We start from the raw sequence: 21,096 nt of genomic DNA, 5'->3' as shown, positions 1-21,096 counted from the left end.
CGAGGCTGGTCGAACTCTCGTGCTGGGCTATCCTTGTCAAGCCATGACTCTGCCTGCACACAGTGCCCACGCCGGATTTCCGGTGTACCTCGATCATGCCGCCACGACTCCGATGTCGGCAGCCGCTATCGAGGCGATGACCGATACCTTCAAAACCGTGGGCAACGCGTCCTCGCTGCACGGCTCCGGCCGTGCGGCCCGGCGCCGCGTCGAGGAATCGCGCGAATCGATCGCCGCCAGCCTGGGTGCGCGGCCGTCGGAGGTCATCTTCACCTCCGGAGGCACCGAGAGCGACAATCTCGCGGTCAAGGGCATCTACTGGGCTCGCCGTGACGCAGACCCGCGACGCACTCGCATCCTGGCCAGCTCCGTCGAGCATCATGCTGTGCTCGACGCCGTCGAGTGGCTCGAGCAGCACGAGGGCGCGCGCGTGACGTGGTTGCCGGTCGACGAGAACGGTGTCGTCGACCCGCAGACCTTGCGTGACGAGCTTTCCGTCCACGCCGACGAGGTAGCACTCGTGACGGTGATGTGGGCCAACAACGAGGTCGGCTCGATCATGCCGATCGTGGAGTTGGCGGAGATTTCGGCTGAGTTCGAGATTCCGATGCACAGCGACGCGGTTCAGGCAGTTGCACAATTGCCGGTCGATTTCGCGGCGAGCAAATTGGCCGCGCTGAGCATCGCGGCGCACAAGTTCGGTGGTCCGCACGGCGTCGGCGCGCTTCTGCTCGGACGCCAGGTTCCCTGTGTGCCGCTCCTTCACGGCGGCGGACACGAACGTGATCTGCGTTCGGGGACGCCGGACACCGCGGGAGTTGTCGGGATGGCTGCGGCGCTGCGCGCGAATGTCGCGAACTTCGATTCGAGCACAAGGGAATTGGCGAAGCTGCGTGACCGTTTGATCGACGGGGTCCTGGAGATTCTTCCCGAGTCGGTGCTCAACGGCCCGACCGGATCCGATCGGCTTCCCGGTAACGCGCACTTCACCTTCCCCGGCTGCGAGGGCGATTCGTTGCTGATGCTGCTCGACGCCGCCGGTATCGAATGTTCCACCGGTTCGGCCTGCACCGCCGGTGTGGCCAGAGCCAGCCATGTCTTGATCGCGATGGGCGTCGAATCGCCCGTCGCGCGTGGCTCACTGAGATTTTCGCTCGGACATACGTCGAGTGTCACCGATGTGGACGCGCTGATCGCTGCGCTTCCACAAGTAGTAGAGCGCGCTCGGGCCGCCGGTCTTGCCGGTGCCGGTTCGCGTGGAGGGGATCGCTGATGCGAGTACTCGCAGCCATGAGCGGAGGTGTCGACTCCGCTGTCGCCGCCGCCCGCGCTGTTGCCGCCGGACATGACGTCGTCGGCGTTCATCTTGCGCTGTCCACGGCGCCGGGTGCATTGCGGACGGGTTCGCGTGGATGCTGCTCGAAGGAAGATGCCGGCGACGCCAGGCGCGCCGCCGACGTTCTCGGAATACCCTTCTACGTCTGGGATTTCGCCGATCGCTTCAAGGAAGACGTGATCGACGACTTCGTGGCGTCGTACGCAGCGGGTGAGACCCCCAATCCGTGCCTGCGCTGCAACGAGAAGATCAAGTTCACCGCACTCGCCGACCGTGCAGTCGCTCTCGGCTTCGACGCCGTGGCGACCGGTCACTACGCGCGCCTCGAAGGCGGCGTCCTGCGCCGGGCGGTCGACGCTGACAAGGACCAGTCGTACGTCCTCGGTGTCCTGACGGCCGATCAGCTTTCGCGAGCGATGTTCCCGATCGGTGACACACCGAAAGAACAGATCCGCGAGGAAGCCGCCGAGCGCGGTCTGGCTGTGGCGAACAAGCCTGACAGTCACGACATCTGCTTCATCCCGACCGGCGATACCCGAGCATTCCTGGGTGCGCGCATCGGCGTTCGTCCGGGAAGCGTCGTCGACGCCGATTCGGGTGAAGTCCTCGCTGCGCACGACGGCGTACACGGCTTCACGATCGGACAGCGCAAGGGTCTCGGCGTCGAAGGTCCGGCGGGTGACGGCCGTCCGCGGTACGTGACCGCGATCGAGCCCGAAACCGGAACGGTCCGAGTGGGTTCGGCCAAGAATCTCGACGTCTGGGCCATCTCGGCGCAGCGTGCGATCTGGACCTCGGGCCAGGCGCCTGAGGGCCCCGTCGAGTGCATGGTGCAGGTCCGTGCGCACGGCGGGCTGGCGCAGGCCGTTGCGGAGGCCGTCGATGACGGTACTTCGGGCGGCGGCATCTCCATTTCGTTGCGCGAACCACTGACCGGCGTCGCGAAGGGCCAGGCCGTCGTGCTGTATCGCCCCGACAGCGAACTGGGCGACCAGGTTCTCGGCAGTGGCACCATCTCCGGCACCGAATCCGAGCCGAACACACTGTGACACAGCAGGTTTCCATCGGTGGCCTCGTCACCGGAATCGGATCCTGGCCGGGCACGGACGCCCGCGAAAGCGCCGCAACCATCCTTGGCGAACTGGGCGGTTTCCCACACCTGGTGGAGTTGCCGAGCCGCGGTCTCGGCGCTGACATGGTCGGCCGGGCGGGGGCAATTCTGGTCGACATCAACCTCGACGCCTCGACCCGTGCCTATCGAGTCGTGCCTCGGAGGGGCAATGTCGCGAAGCGAGCCGAGGACTTTCTGAATCAGGATCTCGACGCGCTCGAGGAAGCCTGGGAGTCGGCGCGCTTGGTCGGCGAAGACCACGTCGTCAAGCTCCAGGTCGCCGGCCCGCTGACACTCGGCGCCGAGATCGAAGTCGCAAACGGTTCGCGAGTTCTCGTCGACCGCGGTGCGCTCCGCGACGTCGCAGAATCACTCGGTGAGGGTCTCGCGCGTCATGCGGCCGAGGTCACTCGCCGCACCGGCGCCGCAGTGGTGATTCAGTTGGACGAGCCGCAGATCGCGGCAGTTCTGGCCGGTTCGCTGCCTGGGCGCACCAAGATGGAGAGCGTTCCGGCACTGCCGGAACCCGAGGCACTCGCCGTACTCGACTCGACGATCAGCGGTTGCGGACTGCCCACAATCGTCCACAGTTGCGGCACAGACATGCCGTGGGATCTACTGAGGCGAAGCCAGGCGTTCGGCGTGAGCTTCGACATGTCGCTCATCGGCTCACGCGATCTCGACGGTATCGGCCAGTTGTTCGACGCCGGCAAGGAATTGGCGCTCGGTCTGGTTCCGTCCGTGGAGCCGGAAAAGCCGGTGACGTGGAAAGAGTGTGCGATGCCCGCCGTCACCCTGGTAGATCGTCTCGGCTTCTCGCGTGAACTCCTGCAGACCCAGGTCGCGGTCACTCCGCGTTGCGGTCTTGCGGGTGCGAACCTCGACTGGGCTCGTGCCGCACTTCGGCTGTGTACAGACGTCGGCAAGGCATTGGTGGACGATCCGTCGGCGTTCTAGTGTGTGCGTTCCGATGTGGAGTCGTGTGGTGTGTCGGTGTGAACCGATAATCTTCTAGCTGTGACTGAAACCGCGGATGCAATGCAGCCAGCGCCCAACGAGGCGCGCGAGCAGTGGACGGAGCTGGCCGAAGAGGTACGCCAGCATCAGTTCCGCTACTACGTTCGTGATGCGCCCGTCATTTCGGACGGTGCATTCGACACATTGCTCGGGCAGCTCAATGCTCTCGAAGAGCAGTACCCGGATCTGCGAACTCCCGACTCTCCGACGCAACTCGTCGGTGGCGGATTCGCGACGGACTTCACGTCCGTCGACCACCTCGAGCGGATGCTCAGCCTCGACAACGTCTTCGACGAGTCGGAGCTCCGAGCATGGATCGCCAAGGTAGAGCAGGAAACCGGGCCGGAACTGCACTATCTCTGTGAAGTGAAAATCGATGGTGTCGCCCTCAATCTCGTCTACGAGAACGGCAAACTCGTTCGTGCCGCAACCCGCGGTGACGGTCGTACGGGCGAGCTGGTCACGCTCAACGCTCTGACGATCAACGACATCCCGGAGCGCCTTACCGCCACGGACGAGTACCCGATTCCGAGCCTGCTCGAGGTGCGTGGCGAGGTGTTCTTCCGCCTCGAGGACTTCGCAGCACTCAATGCCTCCCTGGTGGAGGAGGGTAAGGCGCCGTTCGCCAATCCGCGCAACTCCGCGGCGGGCTCCCTGCGTCAGAAGAATCCTGCCGTCACCGCGCGTCGCCGCCTCGGAATGATCTGCCACGGGTTCGGGCGCATGGAAGGTTTCGAGCCGGCCTCGCAGTACGACGCCTACGTGGCCCTCGCCGCCTGGGGTCTGCCGGTGTCCACGCACACCTCGCGGGTGGTCGGCGCCGACGCCGTGGTCGAGAAGATGAAGTACTGGGGAGAACACCGCCACGACGTCGAGCACGAGATCGACGGGTTGGTGGTCAAGGTCGACGAGATGTCGTTACATCGACGTCTGGGCACCACGTCGCGCGCACCACGGTGGGCGATCGCGTACAAGTACCCGCCGGAAGAGGTCACGACCAAGCTCCTCGACATCCGGGTCAGTGTCGGACGTACGGGTCGTGTGACGCCGTTCGCGTACATGGAACCCGTCACGGTGGCGGGTTCCACTGTGTCCTTGGCCACGCTGCACAACGGCTCGGAGGTCAAGCGCAAGGGTGTGCTGATCGGCGACACCGTGGTGTTGCGCAAGGCCGGAGACGTCATCCCCGAGGTTCTCGGTCCCGTGGCAGACGTTCGTGACGGTACCGAGCGCGAGTTCGTCATGCCGACACATTGTCCCGAGTGCGGCACGTTGTTGGCACCCGCGAAAGAGGGCGACGTCGACGTGCGATGCCCCAATCAGCAGTACTGCCCGGCGCAGTTGCGCGAGCGCGTGTTCCACGTCTCGGGGCGCGGTGCATTCGACATCGAGGTGCTCGGTTACGAGGCCGCGACCGGGCTGTTGGAGGCGAAGGTCATCGGCGACGAGGGCGATCTCTTCTCACTCGACGCCGAGAAACTGATCGAAGTTCCGATCTTCCGCACCAATGCGGGATCCCTGTCCGCCAACGGAAAACGCTTGCTGGCCAACCTGGATTCAGCCAAGGACAAGCCGCTGTGGAGAGTGCTTGTGGCACTGTCGATTCGGCACGTCGGCCCCACTGCCGCGAGGGCGTTGGCCGGCGAATTCGGCTCGCTGCAACGCATTCGGGAAGCCTCGGTCGACGAGTTGGCTGCAGTCGACGGCGTCGGATCGACTATCGCCGCCGCCGTCGTGGAGTGGTTCTCCGTCGACTGGCACCAGCAGATCGTCGACAAGTGGGCGTCGGCCGGAGTACGCATGGAGGACGAACGCGACGATTCGATTCCGCGCAATCTCGAGGGTCTCTCGATCGTCGTCACCGGTTCGCTCGAGACCTACTCGCGTGATCAGGCGAAGGAAGCGATTCTGGTGCGCGGCGGCAAGGCGGCAGGGTCGGTCTCGAAGAAGACTGCGTTTGTCGTCGTCGGTGAAGCGCCCGGTTCCAAGCACGACAAGGCGGTCGAATTGGGTGTGCCGGTGCTCGACGAAGACGGCTTCCGGCGGTTGCTCGAAGATGGCCCGGATGCGGTCGCTCCCACCGATTTGGACGAATCAGAGTGACTTTGTCCGATTTCTGAGATTGGTGTGCTGGGTGCGATAGTGACGCCATGATCGAGATTCGTGAAGTTCTACCGGCTGAGTTCGAGACCGTCGGGGAGCTGACTGTGCAGTCGTACGTGGGTGGCGGATTTGTCACCGGCGGATCGCCGTACGCGGAGCGCCTGCGCGACACCGCAACTCGGGTGGAGCAGGGGCGGGTGCTGGTTGCGGTTCTCGGTGACGAAGTCGTGGGCTCGTTGACGATCGCAGAACCCGGCACGCCCTTCGCGGATGTTGCGCAGAAGGGCGAACTCGAGTTCCGCATGCTCGCAGTCTCGCCGCAAGCTCGGGGATCGGGCGCCGGAACCGCATTGGTTCGCGCAGTGATCGCCGAAGCCTACGACCGCGGCGATCACTCGGTGGTCATCTCGACGCAGCCCGAGATGGTCGATGCCCGTCGTATCTACGACCGCAACGGTTTCGTCCCCGATCCCGAGCGGGCGTGGGAGCCGATTCGCGGTATGGAACTGACCGTCATGGTTCGCGGCCTGGCCTGATCAGCCAGCCTGGTCAACCCAGTACCGTCGCCACGATTCCTGCGAGGTAGCCGAGGCGGGCTATCTCCGAAGGGCGGAATTCGGGCCCACCGGGACGACCGAGCATGAGGACTCGATTGCCGGAGCCGAGAGGTGCGGCAGCGAGGCTGGTGTTCATGTCGCGCCATACGTCCGGAACCCAGTCGGCCGCGCCGTCGAGGGCGGTGGGCTTGTCCAGTGGCATCCACGGAATGTCGGTGGCGTGGGTTTCCGGCGCGCCGGCGCTACCGACGACGCGGTACGCACCGTGCTTGCCGATGTCCGCGACGACGCACCAGCCGACTCGCAGTACACGCGGCGCGCCGTCGACGAGGACCTGTAGTCGATCGTTTCGGGCCGTCGCAACGGAATCTATGAGTTCGAGCTCACGGTGAGTGTCGAGAATCCCGGCGTAGGGGCGGATCGAATCGACCAGCACGTCCGGTAGATGCTCGGCAGCGGTGATCAAGGTGTCGGGCAGCGCGCCCGGTTCGACGTCGACCACGAGGTCGTCGATGGCAAAACCGTCACCTCGTTCCACGACGTCGAGGGAGAGGATGTCTGCGCCCACGGATCCGAGAGCTACGGCGAGCGCGCCGAGGCTGCCTGGTCGATCGGGCAGTTGGACGCGAAGCAGGTACGACACGTGCGTGCCTTTCGCTGATCGGTTCTCGCCCGGATCACGTCGACCCGGGCCTGACTCATCTTTGCACTTGCCCAACCTGCGATGGTGGGCGCCGCGGCGGCGTCACGCCAGATGCACATGCTTGTCACACGAGCGAAACACACTGCGGGCTTTCGGCGTGGCGATCGACACAGTGAGCGTGCTCGTCGTTCGATACAGCGGGCGTGCTTACAGGTCTGTCGCGGCGAGCAACTAGGCTGGACCGGCAATGTTCACGTCCTCTTCCGAAAGGGGCCCCGCGGTGCCTGCCATCTCCCGTGACGAGGTCGCGCACCTCGCGCGGCTGTCCAGACTCGCCCTGTCCGATGCCGAACTCGACGAGTTCGCCGGTCAGTTGGATTCGATTCTCAACCACGTCAAGGTGGTCACCGAGGTTGCCGCCGACGACGTCCCGCCCATGGCGAATCCCAATGCCGTCACCAACGTGACGCGCCCCGACGTGATCGTGCCCGGGTTGACCCCCGAGCAGGCATTGTCCGGAGCACCCGCAGTCGAACAGGATCGCTTTGCGGTTCCGCAGATCCTTGGAGAGGGCGAATGACCGATCTGACCACGCTGGACGCCGCTGAGCTGGCCGGCAAGATCCACTCGCGTGAGGTGTCCTCCGTAGAGGTCACGCAGGCGCATCTCGACCGCATCGCGGCCGTCGACACCGAGTACCACGCCTTCCTGCACGTTGCAGGCGAACAGGCTCTCGAAGCCGCCGCAGCAGTGGACAACTCGCTCGCAGGCGGAAACGAACCAGCTTCGGCACTCGCCGGCGTTCCGATCGCGTTGAAGGACATCTTCACCACGACGGACATGCCGACCACCTGTGCGTCGAAAATTCTCGAAGGCTGGGTCGCGCCGTACGACGCGACTCTGACCTCCAAGCTGCGCGCTGCCGGCATCCCGATCCTCGGCAAGACGAACCTCGACGAGTTCGCGATGGGCTCTTCGACCGAGAACTCGGCCTTCGGCCCGACGCGTAACCCGTGGGACGTCACCCGCATCCCCGGTGGCTCGGGCGGCGGTAGCGCAGCGGCGCTCGCGTCCCGTCAGGCCCCGCTGGGCATCGGCACTGACACCGGCGGTTCGATCCGTCAGCCCGCTGCGGTCACCGCGACGGTCGGAACCAAGCCGACGTACGGAACTGTCTCACGCTTCGGACTCGTCGCGTGCGCGTCCTCGCTCGATCAGGGCGGTCCCTGTGGCCGCACCGTGCTCGACACCGCTCTGCTGCACGAGGTCATCGCCGGGCACGATCCGCGTGACTCCACGTCCATCGACGCCCCCGTGCGTCCGGTGGTCGCTGCGGCACGTGAAGGTGCAGCCGGCGACCTGCGCGGCGTCAAAGTCGGTGTGGTCAAGGAACTTCACTCCGACAGCTACCAGCCCGGCGTCATCGCTTCCTTCGACGCTGCTGTCGAGCAACTCAAGGCTTTGGGCGCCGAAGTTGTCGAGGTTTCGTGCCCGAGCTTCGAGCATGCGCTCGCGTCGTACTACCTGGTGCTGCCCAGTGAGGTCTCGTCCAACCTGGCTCGCTTCGACGCCATGCGCTACGGACTGCGTGTCGACGACGGCAACATGAGTGCCGACCAGGTCATGGCGGCAACCCGCGCTGCCGGTTTCGGTCCGGAGGTCAAGCGCCGCATCATGATCGGTACCTACGCACTGTCCTCGGGCTACTACGACGCCTACTACGGTTCGGCGCTCAAGGTCCGTACGCTCATCGCGCGCGATTTCGACAAGGCCTACGAGAAGGTGGACGTACTGGTCTCGCCGACCAGCCCGTTCACGCCGTGGAAGTTGGGGGAGAAGGTCGGCGATCCGTTGGCCATGTACCTCTCCGACCTGTGCACGCTGCCGACCAACCTGGCCGGACACTGCGCGATGTCGGTGCCCTCGGGTCTGTCCGCGGACGACAACCTGCCGGTGGGCTTGCAGATCATGGCGCCCGCCATGGCTGACGAGCGCCTCTACCGTGTCGGTGCCGCCTACGAAGCAGCTCGCGGCCCGATCGCGACTGCAGTCTGACCTGTTTGCTGTGCGCCTTTATCAACCCCCCGCGGTTAATAAAGGCGCACAGCAGTTTCAGGAGCAAGTTCTCAGGGCCGTCCCCTGATCGGTTCCGTAGCGATGGCCGTGACCGGCGGGGACACCGAGCGAACCGAGCATGTCGACGGTGGTCTGCAAGAACGTGACACCCGGGATCCACTGCGGGATCGGTGCATCTTGCACGGCACGGCTCAGATCCGGTTTCTGTGTCGCGAGGGCAGGCGACCACCACACCACCGGGTCGGAAATGTTCGCGAGGACGGTTGCGCCGTCCGTTCGTGTCGCGCCGGCCGGGGGACCTGCCCACAACACGTCGCACGCGGTGGTGGGACTGCCCTCGGACAAAGCCTCGGTCAGTGCGGCGCTGCCGCCGACCGCGCCGAGGCTCTGTCCGTAGAGGAACAGGTCCGGTCGATCCTCGGCGGGCATAGCGGCAATGTGGCTGCCGACGGTGGTGAACAGGGCGGTGGCTGATTCCTCGGCGTCGTTGCGGCTGAACAGGAATGTCGCCCAACTGGGTGCGTCGGAGTATTGCTGCCCGACTATTGCGACGTCGCCGCCGAACCGTTGCTCGATACCGTCGACTGCATGCGTGTCGATCCACCCCGATCCGGTCGGAACGGCCACTACGACGCTGTTGCGGGTAAAGCCGCCGACGCGATCGAGTTCGCTCACCGCGAGCGCGGCACGTGATGCAGTGTCGGGTGCCGAATCCAAACCGGCGTAGACACGCACCGAGTCTTCGCCTGCTGCGACGAATTTGCGTCCCTCCGCCCCCATCGACGTCCACGAGATGAGAGATTCGGGGCTGCCTGACACAGAGGCCGAAAGTGGCTGTGTCAGAGCAGTGTCGATGTACGCGTTGGACTTGTCGAACGAATCGGCGAGGCCGTTCCACACGACGGGACCGACTACCAACTGCACCCCGAGAACACCCATGACCAGTGCGCCGACGCTCCGCGCGAAACCCATCCACCGCAGCGCCTTCGAAATTCCGATCCCGATGCCCCAGAGACCAAGTGCGGTCAGTGCTGCAATGCAACCCGCCTCCGCCCAGTGGAGAAGTCCGGCAGACGGTGCGCCCATCGCCGCTCGCAACGAGTTCTGCCAACCGGCGGCGGCGAACATCGCAACTGCGGTGCCGGCAGTCGACAACCCGAACGCGGTGATGCGCCAATGACGTTCGTCGAATCGGGCCTTGACCCGGTCGGGGACGAGCCGACGGGCTACCGCGGAGAACGCCCACATCGCCAGTAGTCCGGCCGCGACGAGCAGACCGCTGAACACCCCTTGTAGTACGGCTGATCGCGGCAGGAGTCCGGGAGCCAGCGAGATGGCGGACATCGCTGCCACGGCGACGCTCGTGGACACGCGGGGGAGTGCGAGCGCCCCGACTCGGGCGAGGACGGGGGTCCGTGACGCATTCAGAACGCTCATGCTGCAATCGCTTTCGGGGAGTAGGAGAACTCGTTCGACGGGTCGAGGCGCTGCGATCGCATCAGGGTGAAGCCGAAGGCGGAGACTGCCAGAACACCGGCCGTGCCGTAACCGAATCCCGATTCCGCGACCGGCGTCAGATAGCTTTGGCGCCAGGAGTTTCCGTTCACAGCCGTGACGGCTACATCGGCCATCGCGAAGCAATACCCTCGTGAGAGAAAGGACGTGCGGTCTTCACACGCGGCATGCATTCGCTGGTCGAGCTGACCGTCGAGGACCTGACGTGCCCACGGCCCCAGTTCCGTTCCGTGCGAATGCGCGTAGCGGAGTAGGTCGTAGCCGAGATCGTGCGCTTTGCAGGCCGAGTCGAATTCGTCGGGAAGTGGGACCGGCGACGAGCAGTCGCCGTGGGGATTGGCGAGGTATCCGTCGACGACGGCGGGGGTGTAACCGGCGAATGCCGCAAAGTCCGCCGGGATGGTGGTCGCAGCGTCAGCGGCATCCGCAGTAGTCACGGTGGCGATCGCCCTGGATGCGTTCGAATTCTCGGTGCGGGGCGACTGGGCTCCGCTCGCTCCGGCAGTGACCGTGATCGCTGCCGTTGCAGCCAGCGCCAGGGCAGCCCAGGTGCCGGCGCTTCGAGAGATGTCTTTCACCCGTGTGATCCGCATGCCGTTCACGCTATGAACGGACAATCCTGGCGGTCATCGCTCTGTGGAGGGGTTCTCCGACGCGCATTCGGGTGAGAATTCCCTCCCCTGTGATACCTCGGAGGTAGGGGGATCTCACTCTGCAGTATGAGGACTTTCGGGGTTCGCCTTCATAGGCTTGACGAGTGATCAAGGTCCGTAGGAAGAACAAGGGTGCACCGGATGTGCCCGCGCCGACATACGCCTCCGCCGGGTCGATGCTGTCCGGCCTCGACGGGGCGGTCGTTCATTCGGAGAAAGTGCGTAGGGCAACCAGTTTCGTGGCCCGCGGTCAGTTCTGGAACATCGTCATCGTAGCGATCACTCTGATCCTCTATTCGATTGCCTGGCCGACACTGCAACTGACGCATCATGTTTCGCCGCCGATCATGCCCTTCGTCGCCGCGTTGGCTGCATTTCCGTTCGTCCTGATCCGGATCAACGCTCCGTTGGGGTGGGCGGTGTCGGCGGTCTCGGCGTTGATCATCCCGTTGGTGTTCGACAACACTCCCGGTTACGGCTACCCGTGGCAGGTCGTCCACATCATCGTGCTGATGTCGTTGCTGGCCGCAGTGAGTCTGCGGGCGCCCATTCAGGTTGTCGGTGTCGCCTGGATCGCCACAGTGCTGCTCTTTCTCGGCAACGCCCCGGGAAGCGACGGCGCCGGTTGGGCTGTCGGGCTGAGTGCCCTGGTCGTCTTCTGCCTGTTGATCCGCTGGTTGGTTCTCTCGCGCCGCCAGTTGGCCAAGCAGGAGGAAGTCAGTGAGCTCGAGCGCACACGGCGCACGATCCTCGAGGAGAAGGCGCGGATCGCCCGCGACTTGCACGACATCGTGGCCCACCACATGTCGATGGTGGTCGTGCAAGCTCAGAGTGCGCCGTACAGACTCGATGCAGTCACTCCGGAGATCCGAACCGAATTCGAATCGATAAGTGAGACAGGGCGAGCAGCGCTCAACGAGATCCGTGGCCTCCTCGGAGTCCTGCGCAGCGACGGGGACACCGTGGTGACGGCTCCACAACCGGGCGTCGACCAGTTGGACGAACTGTTGCTCGGCAGTACCCGTGCCGGTTTGCCGGTATCGTGGCGAGTCGACGGCGATCGAGCGTCGGTCTCGGAATCCACGGGCCTTGCGCTCTACCGGATCATTCAGGAGTCGATCACCAACGCGGCCAGGCATTCGCCAGGCGGACCCATTGAGGTCGCCGTGGCCTTCGGTCCGCAATCGGTGAGCGCGCTCGTGAACAACGGACCTTCGCCATTGGGTGGCAATCAGCACTCGGCGTCGGAAACCACTGGTGGCAACGGAATCCGCGGAATGCGAGAGCGGGCTTCGGCGGTGGGCGGCATGCTGCTGGCAAACCGGCGACAGGACGGAGGGTTCGAGGTCCGGGCCGAGTTGCCGTCGATGCCCGCCTAGGCTGTCCGAGTGCCCATCACAGTATTCATCGCAGACGACCAGGCGATGGTTCGACAAGGGTTCGGAGCCCTACTCTCCGCCCAGCCCGACATCAGCGTGATCGGCGATGCGCCGGACGGCAAGATCGCCGTCGCCGAGGTCGCGCGATTGCGTCCGGATGTGGTCTTGATGGATGTTCGCATGCCCGAGATGAACGGACTCGACGCTGCCCGCCAGATTCTGTCCGCCGGATGGGAACCACCGGTGCGAGTCCTCATGCTCACCACTTTCGACATCGACGACTACGTCTACGAGGCACTGAGCGTCGGGGCGAGCGGTTTCATGCTCAAGGACGCACCGGCTGAGGAGCTGATTCGGGCGGTACGCGTCGTTGCCGAAGGGCAGGCTTTGCTGGCGCCGACGGTGACTCGGCGTCTGATTGCCGATGTGACCAGCCGGCGGGCGGCCCCGCGCGCACGGCCCGCAGCGCTGGACGCCCTGACCCCGCGTGAGCGCGAGGTCCTCGAACTGATCGCCCGCGGATTGTCCAACGTCGAGATCGCCGAGCGGCTGTTCGTCGCCGAGCAGACCGTCAAGACCCATGTCGGGAAGGTGCTGTCGAAGCTCGATCTGCGCGATCGCGCCCAGGCAGTCGTGCTGGCGTACGAAAGCGGGCTCGTCACGCCGGGTTAGGGGTCCCGTGCGGCGCGGCGTTGCGGCTCGGCAACGCCGCTATCCTGCGGCAATACGGTGACTGGGGGAAGATGGACACCAAGATCCACAATCCGGTCACGAGAGGTGCTGCACTATGCGAATCGGAATCCTCACGGGCGGCGGCGACTGCCCGGGCTTGAACGCGGTCATCCGCGCCGTCGTACGTACGTCGGCCGGTCGTTACGGCAGTACCGTGGTCGGATTCCGGGACGGCTGGCGAGGATTGCTCGAGGACCGCAAGGTCCCGCTCGACTCCGATGACCGCATCAACCGCATCCTCACCCGCGGCGGCACGATCCTCGGCACCGCTCGCGTGAACCCCGACAAACTCCGTGCGGGCCTCGATCAGATCAAGCAGACTCTCGACGACAACGGGATCGACGTCCTGATCCCGATCGGCGGCGAAGGCACTCTCACCGCGGCCAGTTGGCTTTCCGAGAGTGGCGTACCCGTGATCGGTGTGCCCAAGACGATCGACAACGACATCGACTGCACTGACGTGACTTTCGGTTTCGACACCGCCTTGGCTGTCGCCACCGACGCCATTGACAGGCTCCACACCACGGCCGAATCGCACCAGCGCGTCATGCTCGTCGAGGTCATGGGCCGGCATGCGGGCTGGATCGCGCTGCAGGCCGGACTGGCGTCGGGGGCACACCTCACGCTGGTTCCGGAACAGCCGTTCGACGTCGACGAGGTGTGCGCGATGGTCAAGAAGCGCTTCCAGCGTGGCGACTCCCACTTCATCTGCGTCGTGGCTGAAGGTGCGATGCCCGATCCCGCGTCGATGACCCTGCGCGAAGGTGGCATAGACGAGTTCGGCCACAAGATCTTCACCGGTGTCGCGCAGCAGCTCGGAAACGAGATCGAGCGCCGCATCGGCAAGGAAGTTCGCACCACCGTCCTCGGGCACATTCAGCGCGGTGGCACCCCGACGCCGCACGACCGCATCCTCGCCACTCGCTTCGGCGTTCATGCCACCGACGCAGCTCACCGCGGAGATTTCGGTCAGATGGTCGCGTTGCACGGAACGTCCATCGACCTCGTTCCGCTCGCCGAGGCGACCCGCAAACTCAAGACGGTGCCCAAGGAGCGCTACGAGGAGGCAGCCGCATTCTTCGGCTGAGCCGCAGACGCATAAACTGATCACCATGACTGCTGTCGATGCGCCCGACATCCTCGATTACGACGAAGTACTGACCAAGTACGAGCCTGTGATGGGTATGGAGGTGCACGTAGAACTCGGCACCGCGACCAAGATGTTCTGCCCGTGCCCCACCGAGTTCGGTGCCGAACCCAATACCCAGGTGTGCCCGGTCTGTCTGGGCATGCCCGGTTCGTTGCCGGTGGTGAACGCAGCCGCTGTCGAGTCCGCGATCCGGATCGGCCTTGCGCTCAACTGCTCCATCACGCCGTGGGGCCGATTCGCACGCAAGAACTACTTCTACCCGGATCAGCCGAAGAACTACCAGATCTCCCAGTACGACGAGCCGATCGCAACCGAGGGTTACCTCGACGTGATCCTCGACGACGGCACGACGTGGCGCGTCGAGATCGAGCGCGCCCACATGGAAGAGGACACCGGTAAGTCCCTCCACGTGGGTGGCGCTACCGGTCGTATCCACGGTGCCAGCCATTCGCTGCTCGACTACAACCGTGCGGGCGTTCCCTTGGTGGAGATCGTCACCAAGACCATCCACGGTGCCGGTGAGCGCGCACCCGAGGTTGCTCGCGCGTACGTCACGGCGCTTCGAGATCTGCTGAAGTCCCTCGACGTCTCCGACGTCCGCATGGACCAGGGATCGATGCGCTGCGACGCGAACATCTCCCTCATGCCGATCGGTTCCACCGAACTGGGGACCCGCACCGAGACCAAGAACGTCAACTCCCTCAAGAGCGTCGAGGTCGCAGTTCGCTACGAAATGCGCCGTCAGGCAGCAGTTCTCGACGCCGGCGGTGAGGTCATCCAGGAGACCCGCCATTTCCAGGAAGGCGACGGCACCACCGCAGCGGGACGCCGGAAGGAGACGGCCGAGGACTACCGCTACTTCCCGGAACCGGATCTCGAGCCCGTCGCTCCGAGCGCCGAGTGGGTCGAAGAACTGCGCGGTACCTTGCCGGAGCTTCCCTGGATTCGCCGTGCGCGGATCCAGAAGGACTGGGGAATCTCCGACGAGGTCATGCGCGACCTCGTCAATGCCGGTGCCATCGATCTGGTGATCGCGACCACCGAGGCCGGTGCTTCGCCCGAGGCAGCGCGCTCCTGGTGGCTGTCCTACCTGTCACAGCAGGCGAACACCCGTGGCGTCGAACTCGGTGCTCTGCCGATCACCCCGGCGCAGGTTGCGCAGGTCGTAGCTCTCATCGACAGCGGCAAGCTCAACAACAAAGTGGCTCGCCAGGTCGTCGATCACGTCCTCGACGGCGAGGGTGACCCGGAGCAGGTTGTCGCGGCCCACCCGGAGTTGGTCGTCGAACGTGACGAAACCAAGCTCAAGGCAGCCGTCGACGAAGCGCTCGCAGCGAACCCCGACATCGCGGACAAGATTCGCAGTGGCAAGGTGCAGGCCGCCGGAAAGATCGTCGGCGACGTCATGAAGGCCACTCGTGGACAGGCAGACGCGGCTCGTGTGAAGGAACTTGTCATCGAGGCGTGCAGCTAGCGCACACTGAATTTCTGACACTGATGCCCGGCCGAATCGAATTCGGCCGGGCATCAGTGTTTTTCGCTGTCGTTTTGCCGCTGTCGGTCTACAGACCAGGGACCACAACCGCGCGGCCGCTGAGCGTTCCGGCGGCCAGTCGTCGATACGCTTCGGCGCCGTTGTCGAGACTGAAGGTCTCCACCGCGATGTCGAAGATGCCGGCGTGCGCCAGGTCGATCAATTCGATCAGCTCGTTGCGGGCACCCCAGTACGGAACTGTCACCGAAGCCTCGTAAGGACTTTGGAAGAACCCGACTTTGGCATGGGCCTGCCCGTCGCCGATCCCGACGATGGTGACGTCCGATCCGACGCCGGCGACAGCCATCGCGGTGTCGATGGTGGGCTGATAGCCGACGAAGTCGAGAACCAGTGCGGCGCCCTGACTTCCGGTGATACTGCGGACGTTCTCGGCCGCGTCCTTGTCGGACAGAACCACTTCGTGAGCGCCTACCTTGGTTGCCAGTTCGAGCTTGTCCGCGCTCACGTCGAGTGCGATGACGGTTGCTGCCGAGAGGTGGCGGAGGAGTTGGATGGCGACATGGCCGAGACCGCCGGTACCGATGACGACGGCGTACGAGCCACCGCGAAGTTTCGGCAGTGAACGCTTGATCGCGTGGTACGGCGTCAGACCGGCGTCGGTCAGCGGCACCGTCTTGACCGGGTCGAGGTCGCCGATCGGGACGAGGTGGCGAGGTGAATCGACGATCATGAATTCGGCCAACGCGCCGGGTGCACCGAGACCAGGAGGATTGATGCCGAGTTCTTTTGCCCGAGAACAGTAGTTTTCGAGTCCTTGCGAGCAGTGCCAACAGCTGCCACAGCCCCAGGGTCCGTAGACGACGACATTGGTTCCGATGTCGAGTCCTTCGACGCCCTCGCCAACGGCGGCGACCCGGCCGGCGCCCTCGTGGCCGAGCGTGAGAGGAAGGCCGTAGGTGTACTGCTCCTCGGGCAGGCTCATGATGAAGTCGTCCGAGTGGCAGACGCCGGCAGCGGTGACTTCCAGGAGCACTTCACCTGGACCGGGCTCGGGTTTGGGAATCTCCGTGAGTTCGGGTTCTGCGCCGATTCTCGTGTACTGGATTGCCTTCATACCGACTCCTTTGTCGTGGTTGGGCCAACCGGTCCTGGCAAATGCGTGGTGTTTAGCCCCGCTAACAAAAGAGTACGCATCTGTGCATGTTCGGTCACGGGATCCGTGACCGAACAGACATGGCGGCTCAGTCGATCCCGCCGCTGCCACTCGGCATCGGGATCTTGACCACCTTGTCGTCGTTCGGACCCGGCTCGCCCGCGGATTTGTTTATCGTGCTCGCCCACATCAAACCGTCGGATCCGAGTGCCAAACCGCCCAGCTGGCCGTACGTGTCTTTCGCCACTGCCGACGGCGCGGTCGTGACGGCACCTGTTCCTGGATCTGCGGCCACCGCCGAGATCGCTTTGCCGGCCCCCAGCGCGACAGCTACCACTCCCTGCGCCGCGATGCACCCGCCGACTCCGGGGCGGTCGGGCCACGTCCACGCGGGGGATGTCACCGTGCCGTCGGCGCCGACGCGTTGGAGGCGATCCTCGAGAGTGGTTCGGTCCGTGACCCACGTCGCGATTCCCGGATCGACGCACACGCCGCCGCCGTTTCCGATTCCGGACAGAACAACTTCCGGGCGAGGTGGCGCAGCGTTGGGTGTCAGCGATCGGACCCGCAAGAGTTTCCCCGCCAACGAGGCGGGATCCTGAGCAACCGCGGGGTTTCCGGTATCGCCTGTCAGAACCATGAGCTGGTCCGGGGCCGCGAACTCCAGTGACCCGCCGTTGCCGCTCGCGCCGCGCGGGATTCCACCGAGTACTTCCTTGGCGGTGTCACCCGGAGCGATGCGGACCACCCGGTTGTCCGTTCCGGTGGTGACGTAGGCATAGATCAAGTTGTCTTCGACAAACGTGGGGGAGAGTGCGATGTCGAGCAGGCCGCCGTCACCGCTGCCGTCGACGTCGATCTTGGCTACCTCGACCGGTGTCGTGTTGGGAGCTACCTGCATGATCCGGCCGGTCCGCCGTTCGGCGACCAGTCCGGAGTTCCCATCCGGGAGTGTGACGAGCCCACCCGTGGTGTCGAGACAGGTTGCGATCACGGCGGTGTCGGCATCCTGACACGGTCCGAGGGGGCCGGTCCGCGGCGCCGGCGGCGTGGTCGACGGCGGCGGGTTCTCCGGCTGCACTTCCGCGCTGGCCTGGTTGGTCGGTTCGGGTGTGAACGGCGAGGCAGTCGATTCGTCGAAGTCGGCGCAACCTGCGAGCAACGATGTCCCGAGCACCAGCGCCAGTGCGCCCAGCGCTGCATGCCTACCCGTAGTCATGCCCAAGACGTTACGTAATGCACGGCAGATGCCGCCACGCCGGACCAAGGTTCCCCGTCGAGTTCGTGAATCGGTCATAGGCTCACCTACGTGACTGACGAGCGAAAAGATCCCAGCGAGTTGTCGGATGCGGACAAGCCGACGGGCAATGTGTCCAGTCCGTATGATTCGCCCACCGAACAATTTCCGACGGTGAGCGCCAAGAATCCGTTGCCGCGGACCGACGACGATCTCGATTTCGGTTCCACGAACGCCAACTCCCTGACCGAACAGATACCGACATACCGAGCACCTGGCGCGGATCAGCCGACCGTGGCTCTCGAGCGTGAGACGGCGTACGACGCTCCGATCGCCGCCGTCCCCACCGCCGAAGCCGTGGCAGGTACAACTGAGTCTCCGCGGGGCCGAGGCACTCTCGACCTCGGGTTGCTTGCACTGCGATTGGCCGTCGGTGGAACTGCGTTGGTGCACGGTCTGCAGAAGTTGACCGGTATCTGGAACGGGCCGGGGCTGAACGGGTTCGAGTCGATGCTGGCGGACGCCGGGTTCCAGCAGGCGAAGTGGATGGCGATACTCGGCGCCGTCGGTGAAGTCGCAGGTGGCGCCCTCCTGATCCTCGGGTTGCTGACTCCCGTTGCGGCAGCGTCGGTTCTGGCGGTGATGATCAATGCGTGGGCGCTGCGTCAGGCGAGCGCACCCGGCCTGGAGTACTTCGCCCCGGCCGGGACCGAGTACGAGATGCTGCTCGGAATCTGTGCGGGCGTCATCATTTTGACGGGACCAGGTCGTATTGCGCTCGACGGTCGTCGTGGCTGGGCAACTCGTCCGTTTATCGGATCGCTCGTGGTTTTGATCCTCGGTATCGCTGCCGGCGTCTGCACCTGGATCTTCCTGAACGGTGCCAATCCGCTCATCTGATACTCGCGCCGTCGAACAAAACGAACCGCCGCTCTCCGAATCGGAGAGCGGCGGTTCGTTTATGAAGGATCAGTCCTTGACGAGTACCGGGTCGGCGTTCGCGGACGGGATGGCGGTTCCGTCCTTGAGTTTGCGACCGAGGACCGACTTGCGGTGACCGTAGGCGAAGTACACGAGCACACCGATGGCCATCCAGACGAGGAACCGGATCCAGGTCTCGACCGAGAGGTTGAGCATCAGCCAACCGCAGGCGAGCACGGCGACGATCGGAACGAACGGCACCAGCGGGACGCGGAATCCGCGCGGCAGGTCGGGGCGGGTGCGGCGAAGGACGATGACACCGACACAAACCAGGACGAAGGCGAACAGCGTTCCGATGTTGACCATCTCTTCGAGCGTGCCCATGGGGAAGAACGCTGCCAGGACGGCAACGATGCCACCGACGATCAACGTGATGCGCATCGGGATGCCCTTGGCGTTGGTCTTGGCCAGGCTGCGCGGCATGAGGCCGTCACGGGACATGGCGAAGAGGACGCGGGTCTGGCCGAGCATCATGACCATGACAACTGTCGTGAGGCCGGCCAGGCCACCGAAGTTGATGGCGGTTTGTGCCCAACCAATGCCGTTGGCCTCGAATGCGGTTGCGAGGGTGGCGCTGGAATCGCCGACCAACGGACTGCCGTCCTTGAGTTCGGTGTACTTGACCATGCCGGTCAGTACGAGCGTGACGGCAACGTAGAGAACCGTGACGATGGCGAGCGAGCCGAAGATTCCTCGCGGCAACGACTTCTGCGGGTTCTTGGTTTCCTCGGCGGTGGTGGCGACGACGTCGAAACCGATGAAGGCAAAGAACACGAGGCTGGCTGCGGCGAGCAATCCGTAAGCGCCGTAGCTACTTCCGCCTGCGCCGGTCAGCCAGGAGAACAGGGTCTGATGGATTCCGCTTGCAGAACTCTCGGTTCCTTCGGACGGCGGGATGAAGGGGGAGTAGTTCTCCTTCTTGATGTAGAACGCGCCCACGACGATGACGAGCAGGACTACTGCGATCTTGATCGCGGTGATGATCGCGGAGACTCGCGAGGAAACCTTGGTGCCGATCGCGAGGATCAGCGTGATCGCGCCGATGATGAGCAGAGCGCCCCAGTCGAAGCTGATCGAACCGATGTGGGCGGTGGTGCTTCCGCTGGCCCCGATGACGTTGCCGAGGTACAGCGACCAGCCCTTGCCGACGACGGCGGAGGCGAGAGCGAACTCGAGAATGAGGTCCCAGCCGATGATCCAGGCGGCGAACTCCCCGAACGTGGCGTAGGAGAACGTGTATGCGCTGCCTGCGACGGGGACGGTGGAGGCGAACTCCGCGTAACACAGCGCGGCGAGGCCACAGGCGATGGCAGCGAGAACGAATGCCAGTGAAATGGAGGGTCCTGCGACATTGCCCGCGGTTCGAGCAGTCAGCGTGAAGATGCCTGCGCCGATGACGACGGCGACTCCGAATACCGTGAGGTCCTTCGCGGTCAGTTCCTTCTTGAGCTTTGTCTCAGGCTCGTCGGTGTCCGCGATCGATTGCTCGACGGATTTGGTGCGCCATATGCCGACTCCGGGCATGTATTGCTCCTTGGTTGTTTCCCGTCGACCTTGTGGGTGACGGGCGGTGGCTGACTGTCGTCGTTGTGATGTGCGTCTCAGCGACCTGATGAGGGAACCACTGGTGAGCGCCGTGTGCAAGTCGGCTCGCTCGAACTGACCGAAATGATCACCTGACTGAAAGTCATCCCCCCTCATGTATCTGAATTGATCAGCTGGTGTCTGAAACCCTACGTCCAAGTGAATTCGCTCACGAGCCGGACGCGCGATTCGGTCTGAAATGTCTGATAGCTCATATCGTTCCGTTGGTGCTCCGCGTGTCGCCCGACTATTCGGTACCTGTCGGTCGGTCTTGCTGTCGATGAGTTGCACTGTGGCTGTACCAGCACGTCCCATTTCACCCGTATCGGGGCGACAGGCGAGAGGACCACCGCGTACCTGGATCCGGTCGAGCG

Annotated in this window: 18 protein-coding genes; 12 read left to right on the top strand and 6 right to left on the bottom strand. The window is 64.5% G+C overall.

Translation table 11 applies throughout. The annotated features are described in order from the left end of the window. The first annotated feature begins 43 nt into the window (after nucleotides 1–43). The 5 genes from ABH939_RS08040 to ABH939_RS08020 all read left to right on the top strand — a co-directional run bounded on the left by ABH939_RS08040 (nucleotide 44) and on the right by ABH939_RS08020 (nucleotide 6,103). Nucleotides 44–1,273 (top strand): cysteine desulfurase family protein, encoded by a 1,230-nt coding sequence (locus tag ABH939_RS08040; RefSeq protein ID WP_073512980.1) that lies wholly within the window; start codon nucleotides 44–46, stop codon nucleotides 1,271–1,273. Next, nucleotides 1,273–2,385, top strand: a complete 1,113-nt coding sequence (gene mnmA, locus ABH939_RS08035) for a tRNA 2-thiouridine(34) synthase MnmA (RefSeq protein WP_029255100.1) — start codon at nucleotides 1,273–1,275, stop codon at nucleotides 2,383–2,385. The genes ABH939_RS08040 and mnmA overlap by 1 nt, the downstream gene beginning before the upstream one ends. Continuing rightward, nucleotides 2,382–3,404 carry a methionine synthase gene (locus ABH939_RS08030; protein ID WP_003944731.1) on the top strand — a complete coding sequence of 341 codons (1,023 nt, stop codon included), beginning with the start codon at nucleotides 2,382–2,384 and terminating at the stop codon, nucleotides 3,402–3,404. Before mnmA ends, ABH939_RS08030 begins: the two co-directional genes overlap by 4 nt. Nucleotides 3,405–3,485: 81 nt before the next feature. Next, nucleotides 3,486–5,567, top strand: a complete 2,082-nt coding sequence (gene ligA, locus ABH939_RS08025; RefSeq protein WP_218960151.1) for an NAD-dependent DNA ligase LigA — start codon at nucleotides 3,486–3,488, stop codon at nucleotides 5,565–5,567. A gap of 47 nt (nucleotides 5,568–5,614) precedes the next feature. After that, nucleotides 5,615–6,103: a GNAT family N-acetyltransferase gene (locus ABH939_RS08020; protein WP_058038606.1), complete on the top strand. Its 489-nt coding sequence runs from the start codon at nucleotides 5,615–5,617 to the stop codon at nucleotides 6,101–6,103. A 13-nt stretch (nucleotides 6,104–6,116) separates the two neighbouring features. On the opposite strand, the gene ABH939_RS08015 is transcribed toward ABH939_RS08020, so the two are convergent. Then, nucleotides 6,117–6,767: an amino acid-binding protein gene (locus tag ABH939_RS08015; protein WP_404649538.1), complete on the bottom strand. Its 651-nt coding sequence runs from the start codon at nucleotides 6,765–6,767 to the stop codon at nucleotides 6,117–6,119. 280 nt (nucleotides 6,768–7,047) lie between these two features. Between ABH939_RS08015 and gatC the strand changes: the two genes are divergently transcribed. Continuing rightward, the gene (gene gatC, locus ABH939_RS08010; RefSeq protein WP_003944747.1) at nucleotides 7,048–7,347 is read left to right on the top strand and encodes an Asp-tRNA(Asn)/Glu-tRNA(Gln) amidotransferase subunit GatC; all 300 of its coding nucleotides are present in this window, start codon (nucleotides 7,048–7,050) and stop codon (nucleotides 7,345–7,347) included. Further along, complete coding sequence (gene gatA, locus ABH939_RS08005) at nucleotides 7,344–8,822, top strand: Asp-tRNA(Asn)/Glu-tRNA(Gln) amidotransferase subunit GatA (protein ID WP_404649537.1); 1,479 nt, start codon at nucleotides 7,344–7,346, stop codon at nucleotides 8,820–8,822. The genes gatC and gatA overlap by 4 nt, the downstream gene beginning before the upstream one ends. 57 nt (nucleotides 8,823–8,879) lie before the next feature. Here gatA and ABH939_RS08000 read toward each other — a convergent pair whose 3' ends face one another. Further along, entirely contained in the window at nucleotides 8,880–10,280 is a 1,401-nt protein-coding gene (locus tag ABH939_RS08000) for an alpha/beta-hydrolase family protein (RefSeq protein ID WP_058038607.1), read from the bottom strand. After that, nucleotides 10,277–10,951, bottom strand: a complete 675-nt coding sequence (locus ABH939_RS07995; RefSeq protein WP_058038838.1) for a hypothetical protein — start codon at nucleotides 10,949–10,951, stop codon at nucleotides 10,277–10,279. The genes ABH939_RS08000 and ABH939_RS07995 overlap by 4 nt, the downstream gene beginning before the upstream one ends. A gap of 164 nt (nucleotides 10,952–11,115) precedes the next feature. Between ABH939_RS07995 and ABH939_RS07990 the strand changes: the two genes are divergently transcribed. The 4 genes from ABH939_RS07990 to gatB all read left to right on the top strand — a co-directional run bounded on the left by ABH939_RS07990 (nucleotide 11,116) and on the right by gatB (nucleotide 15,746). Further along, a complete protein-coding gene (locus ABH939_RS07990; protein ID WP_058038608.1) occupies nucleotides 11,116–12,390 on the top strand; it encodes a sensor histidine kinase in 1,275 nt (424 codons plus the stop codon). A gap of 9 nt (nucleotides 12,391–12,399) precedes the next feature. Further along, nucleotides 12,400–13,062, top strand: coding sequence for a response regulator transcription factor (locus tag ABH939_RS07985; protein WP_007729374.1), 663 nt, complete (start codon nucleotides 12,400–12,402; stop codon nucleotides 13,060–13,062). 115 nt (nucleotides 13,063–13,177) lie between these two features. Then, entirely contained in the window at nucleotides 13,178–14,209 is a 1,032-nt protein-coding gene (locus tag ABH939_RS07980; protein WP_019747919.1) for an ATP-dependent 6-phosphofructokinase, read from the top strand. Between the two features lie 25 nt (nucleotides 14,210–14,234). Next, the gene (gene gatB / locus ABH939_RS07975) at nucleotides 14,235–15,746 is read left to right on the top strand and encodes an Asp-tRNA(Asn)/Glu-tRNA(Gln) amidotransferase subunit GatB (RefSeq protein WP_007729370.1); all 1,512 of its coding nucleotides are present in this window, start codon (nucleotides 14,235–14,237) and stop codon (nucleotides 15,744–15,746) included. Nucleotides 15,747–15,834: 88 nt separating this feature from the next. Here gatB and ABH939_RS07970 read toward each other — a convergent pair whose 3' ends face one another. Further along, entirely contained in the window at nucleotides 15,835–16,881 is a 1,047-nt protein-coding gene (locus ABH939_RS07970) for an NAD(P)-dependent alcohol dehydrogenase (RefSeq protein WP_030535408.1), read from the bottom strand. A gap of 127 nt (nucleotides 16,882–17,008) precedes the next feature. Further along, nucleotides 17,009–18,139, bottom strand: coding sequence for a PQQ-dependent sugar dehydrogenase (locus ABH939_RS07965; RefSeq protein WP_404649536.1), 1,131 nt, complete (start codon nucleotides 18,137–18,139; stop codon nucleotides 17,009–17,011). Between the two features lie 90 nt (nucleotides 18,140–18,229). On the opposite strand from ABH939_RS07965, the gene ABH939_RS07960 reads away from it, so the two are divergent. Further along, the gene (locus ABH939_RS07960; RefSeq protein ID WP_003944742.1) at nucleotides 18,230–19,057 is read left to right on the top strand and encodes a DoxX family protein; all 828 of its coding nucleotides are present in this window, start codon (nucleotides 18,230–18,232) and stop codon (nucleotides 19,055–19,057) included. A 69-nt stretch (nucleotides 19,058–19,126) separates the two neighbouring features. On the opposite strand, the gene ABH939_RS07955 is transcribed toward ABH939_RS07960, so the two are convergent. Further along, nucleotides 19,127–20,662, bottom strand: a complete 1,536-nt coding sequence (locus ABH939_RS07955; RefSeq protein WP_003944693.1) for an amino acid permease — start codon at nucleotides 20,660–20,662, stop codon at nucleotides 19,127–19,129. Nucleotides 20,663–21,096 lie beyond the last annotated feature (434 nt).

Source organism: Rhodococcus sp. 27YEA6 (genome assembly GCF_044908235.1).
In the GTDB taxonomy this organism is placed as follows: Bacteria; Actinomycetota; Actinomycetes; order Mycobacteriales; family Mycobacteriaceae; genus Rhodococcus_F; species Rhodococcus_F qingshengii.
Note: the sequence above shows the minus strand (reverse complement) of the source record. Positions and strands in the feature narration are given on the sequence as shown.

Coding starts and splice junctions, on each gene's coding strand:
- ABH939_RS08040 (WP_073512980.1), top strand. CDS start 44: ATGACTCTGCCTGCACACAGTGCCCACGCCGGATTTCCGGTGTACCTC.
- mnmA (WP_029255100.1), top strand. CDS start 1,273: ATGCGAGTACTCGCAGCCATGAGCGGAGGTGTCGACTCCGCTGTCGCC.
- ligA (WP_218960151.1), top strand. CDS start 3,486: ATGCAGCCAGCGCCCAACGAGGCGCGCGAGCAGTGGACGGAGCTGGCC.
- ABH939_RS08020 (WP_058038606.1), top strand. CDS start 5,615: ATGATCGAGATTCGTGAAGTTCTACCGGCTGAGTTCGAGACCGTCGGG.
- gatA (WP_404649537.1), top strand. CDS start 7,344: ATGACCGATCTGACCACGCTGGACGCCGCTGAGCTGGCCGGCAAGATC.
- ABH939_RS08000 (WP_058038607.1), bottom strand. CDS start 10,280: ATGAGCGTTCTGAATGCGTCACGGACCCCCGTCCTCGCCCGAGTCGGG.
- ABH939_RS07995 (WP_058038838.1), bottom strand. CDS start 10,951: ATGCGGATCACACGGGTGAAAGACATCTCTCGAAGCGCCGGCACCTGG.
- ABH939_RS07980 (WP_019747919.1), top strand. CDS start 13,178: ATGCGAATCGGAATCCTCACGGGCGGCGGCGACTGCCCGGGCTTGAAC.
- gatB (WP_007729370.1), top strand. CDS start 14,235: ATGACTGCTGTCGATGCGCCCGACATCCTCGATTACGACGAAGTACTG.
- ABH939_RS07970 (WP_030535408.1), bottom strand. CDS start 16,881: ATGAAGGCAATCCAGTACACGAGAATCGGCGCAGAACCCGAACTCACG.
- ABH939_RS07965 (WP_404649536.1), bottom strand. CDS start 18,139: ATGACTACGGGTAGGCATGCAGCGCTGGGCGCACTGGCGCTGGTGCTC.
- ABH939_RS07955 (WP_003944693.1), bottom strand. CDS start 20,662: ATGCCCGGAGTCGGCATATGGCGCACCAAATCCGTCGAGCAATCGATC.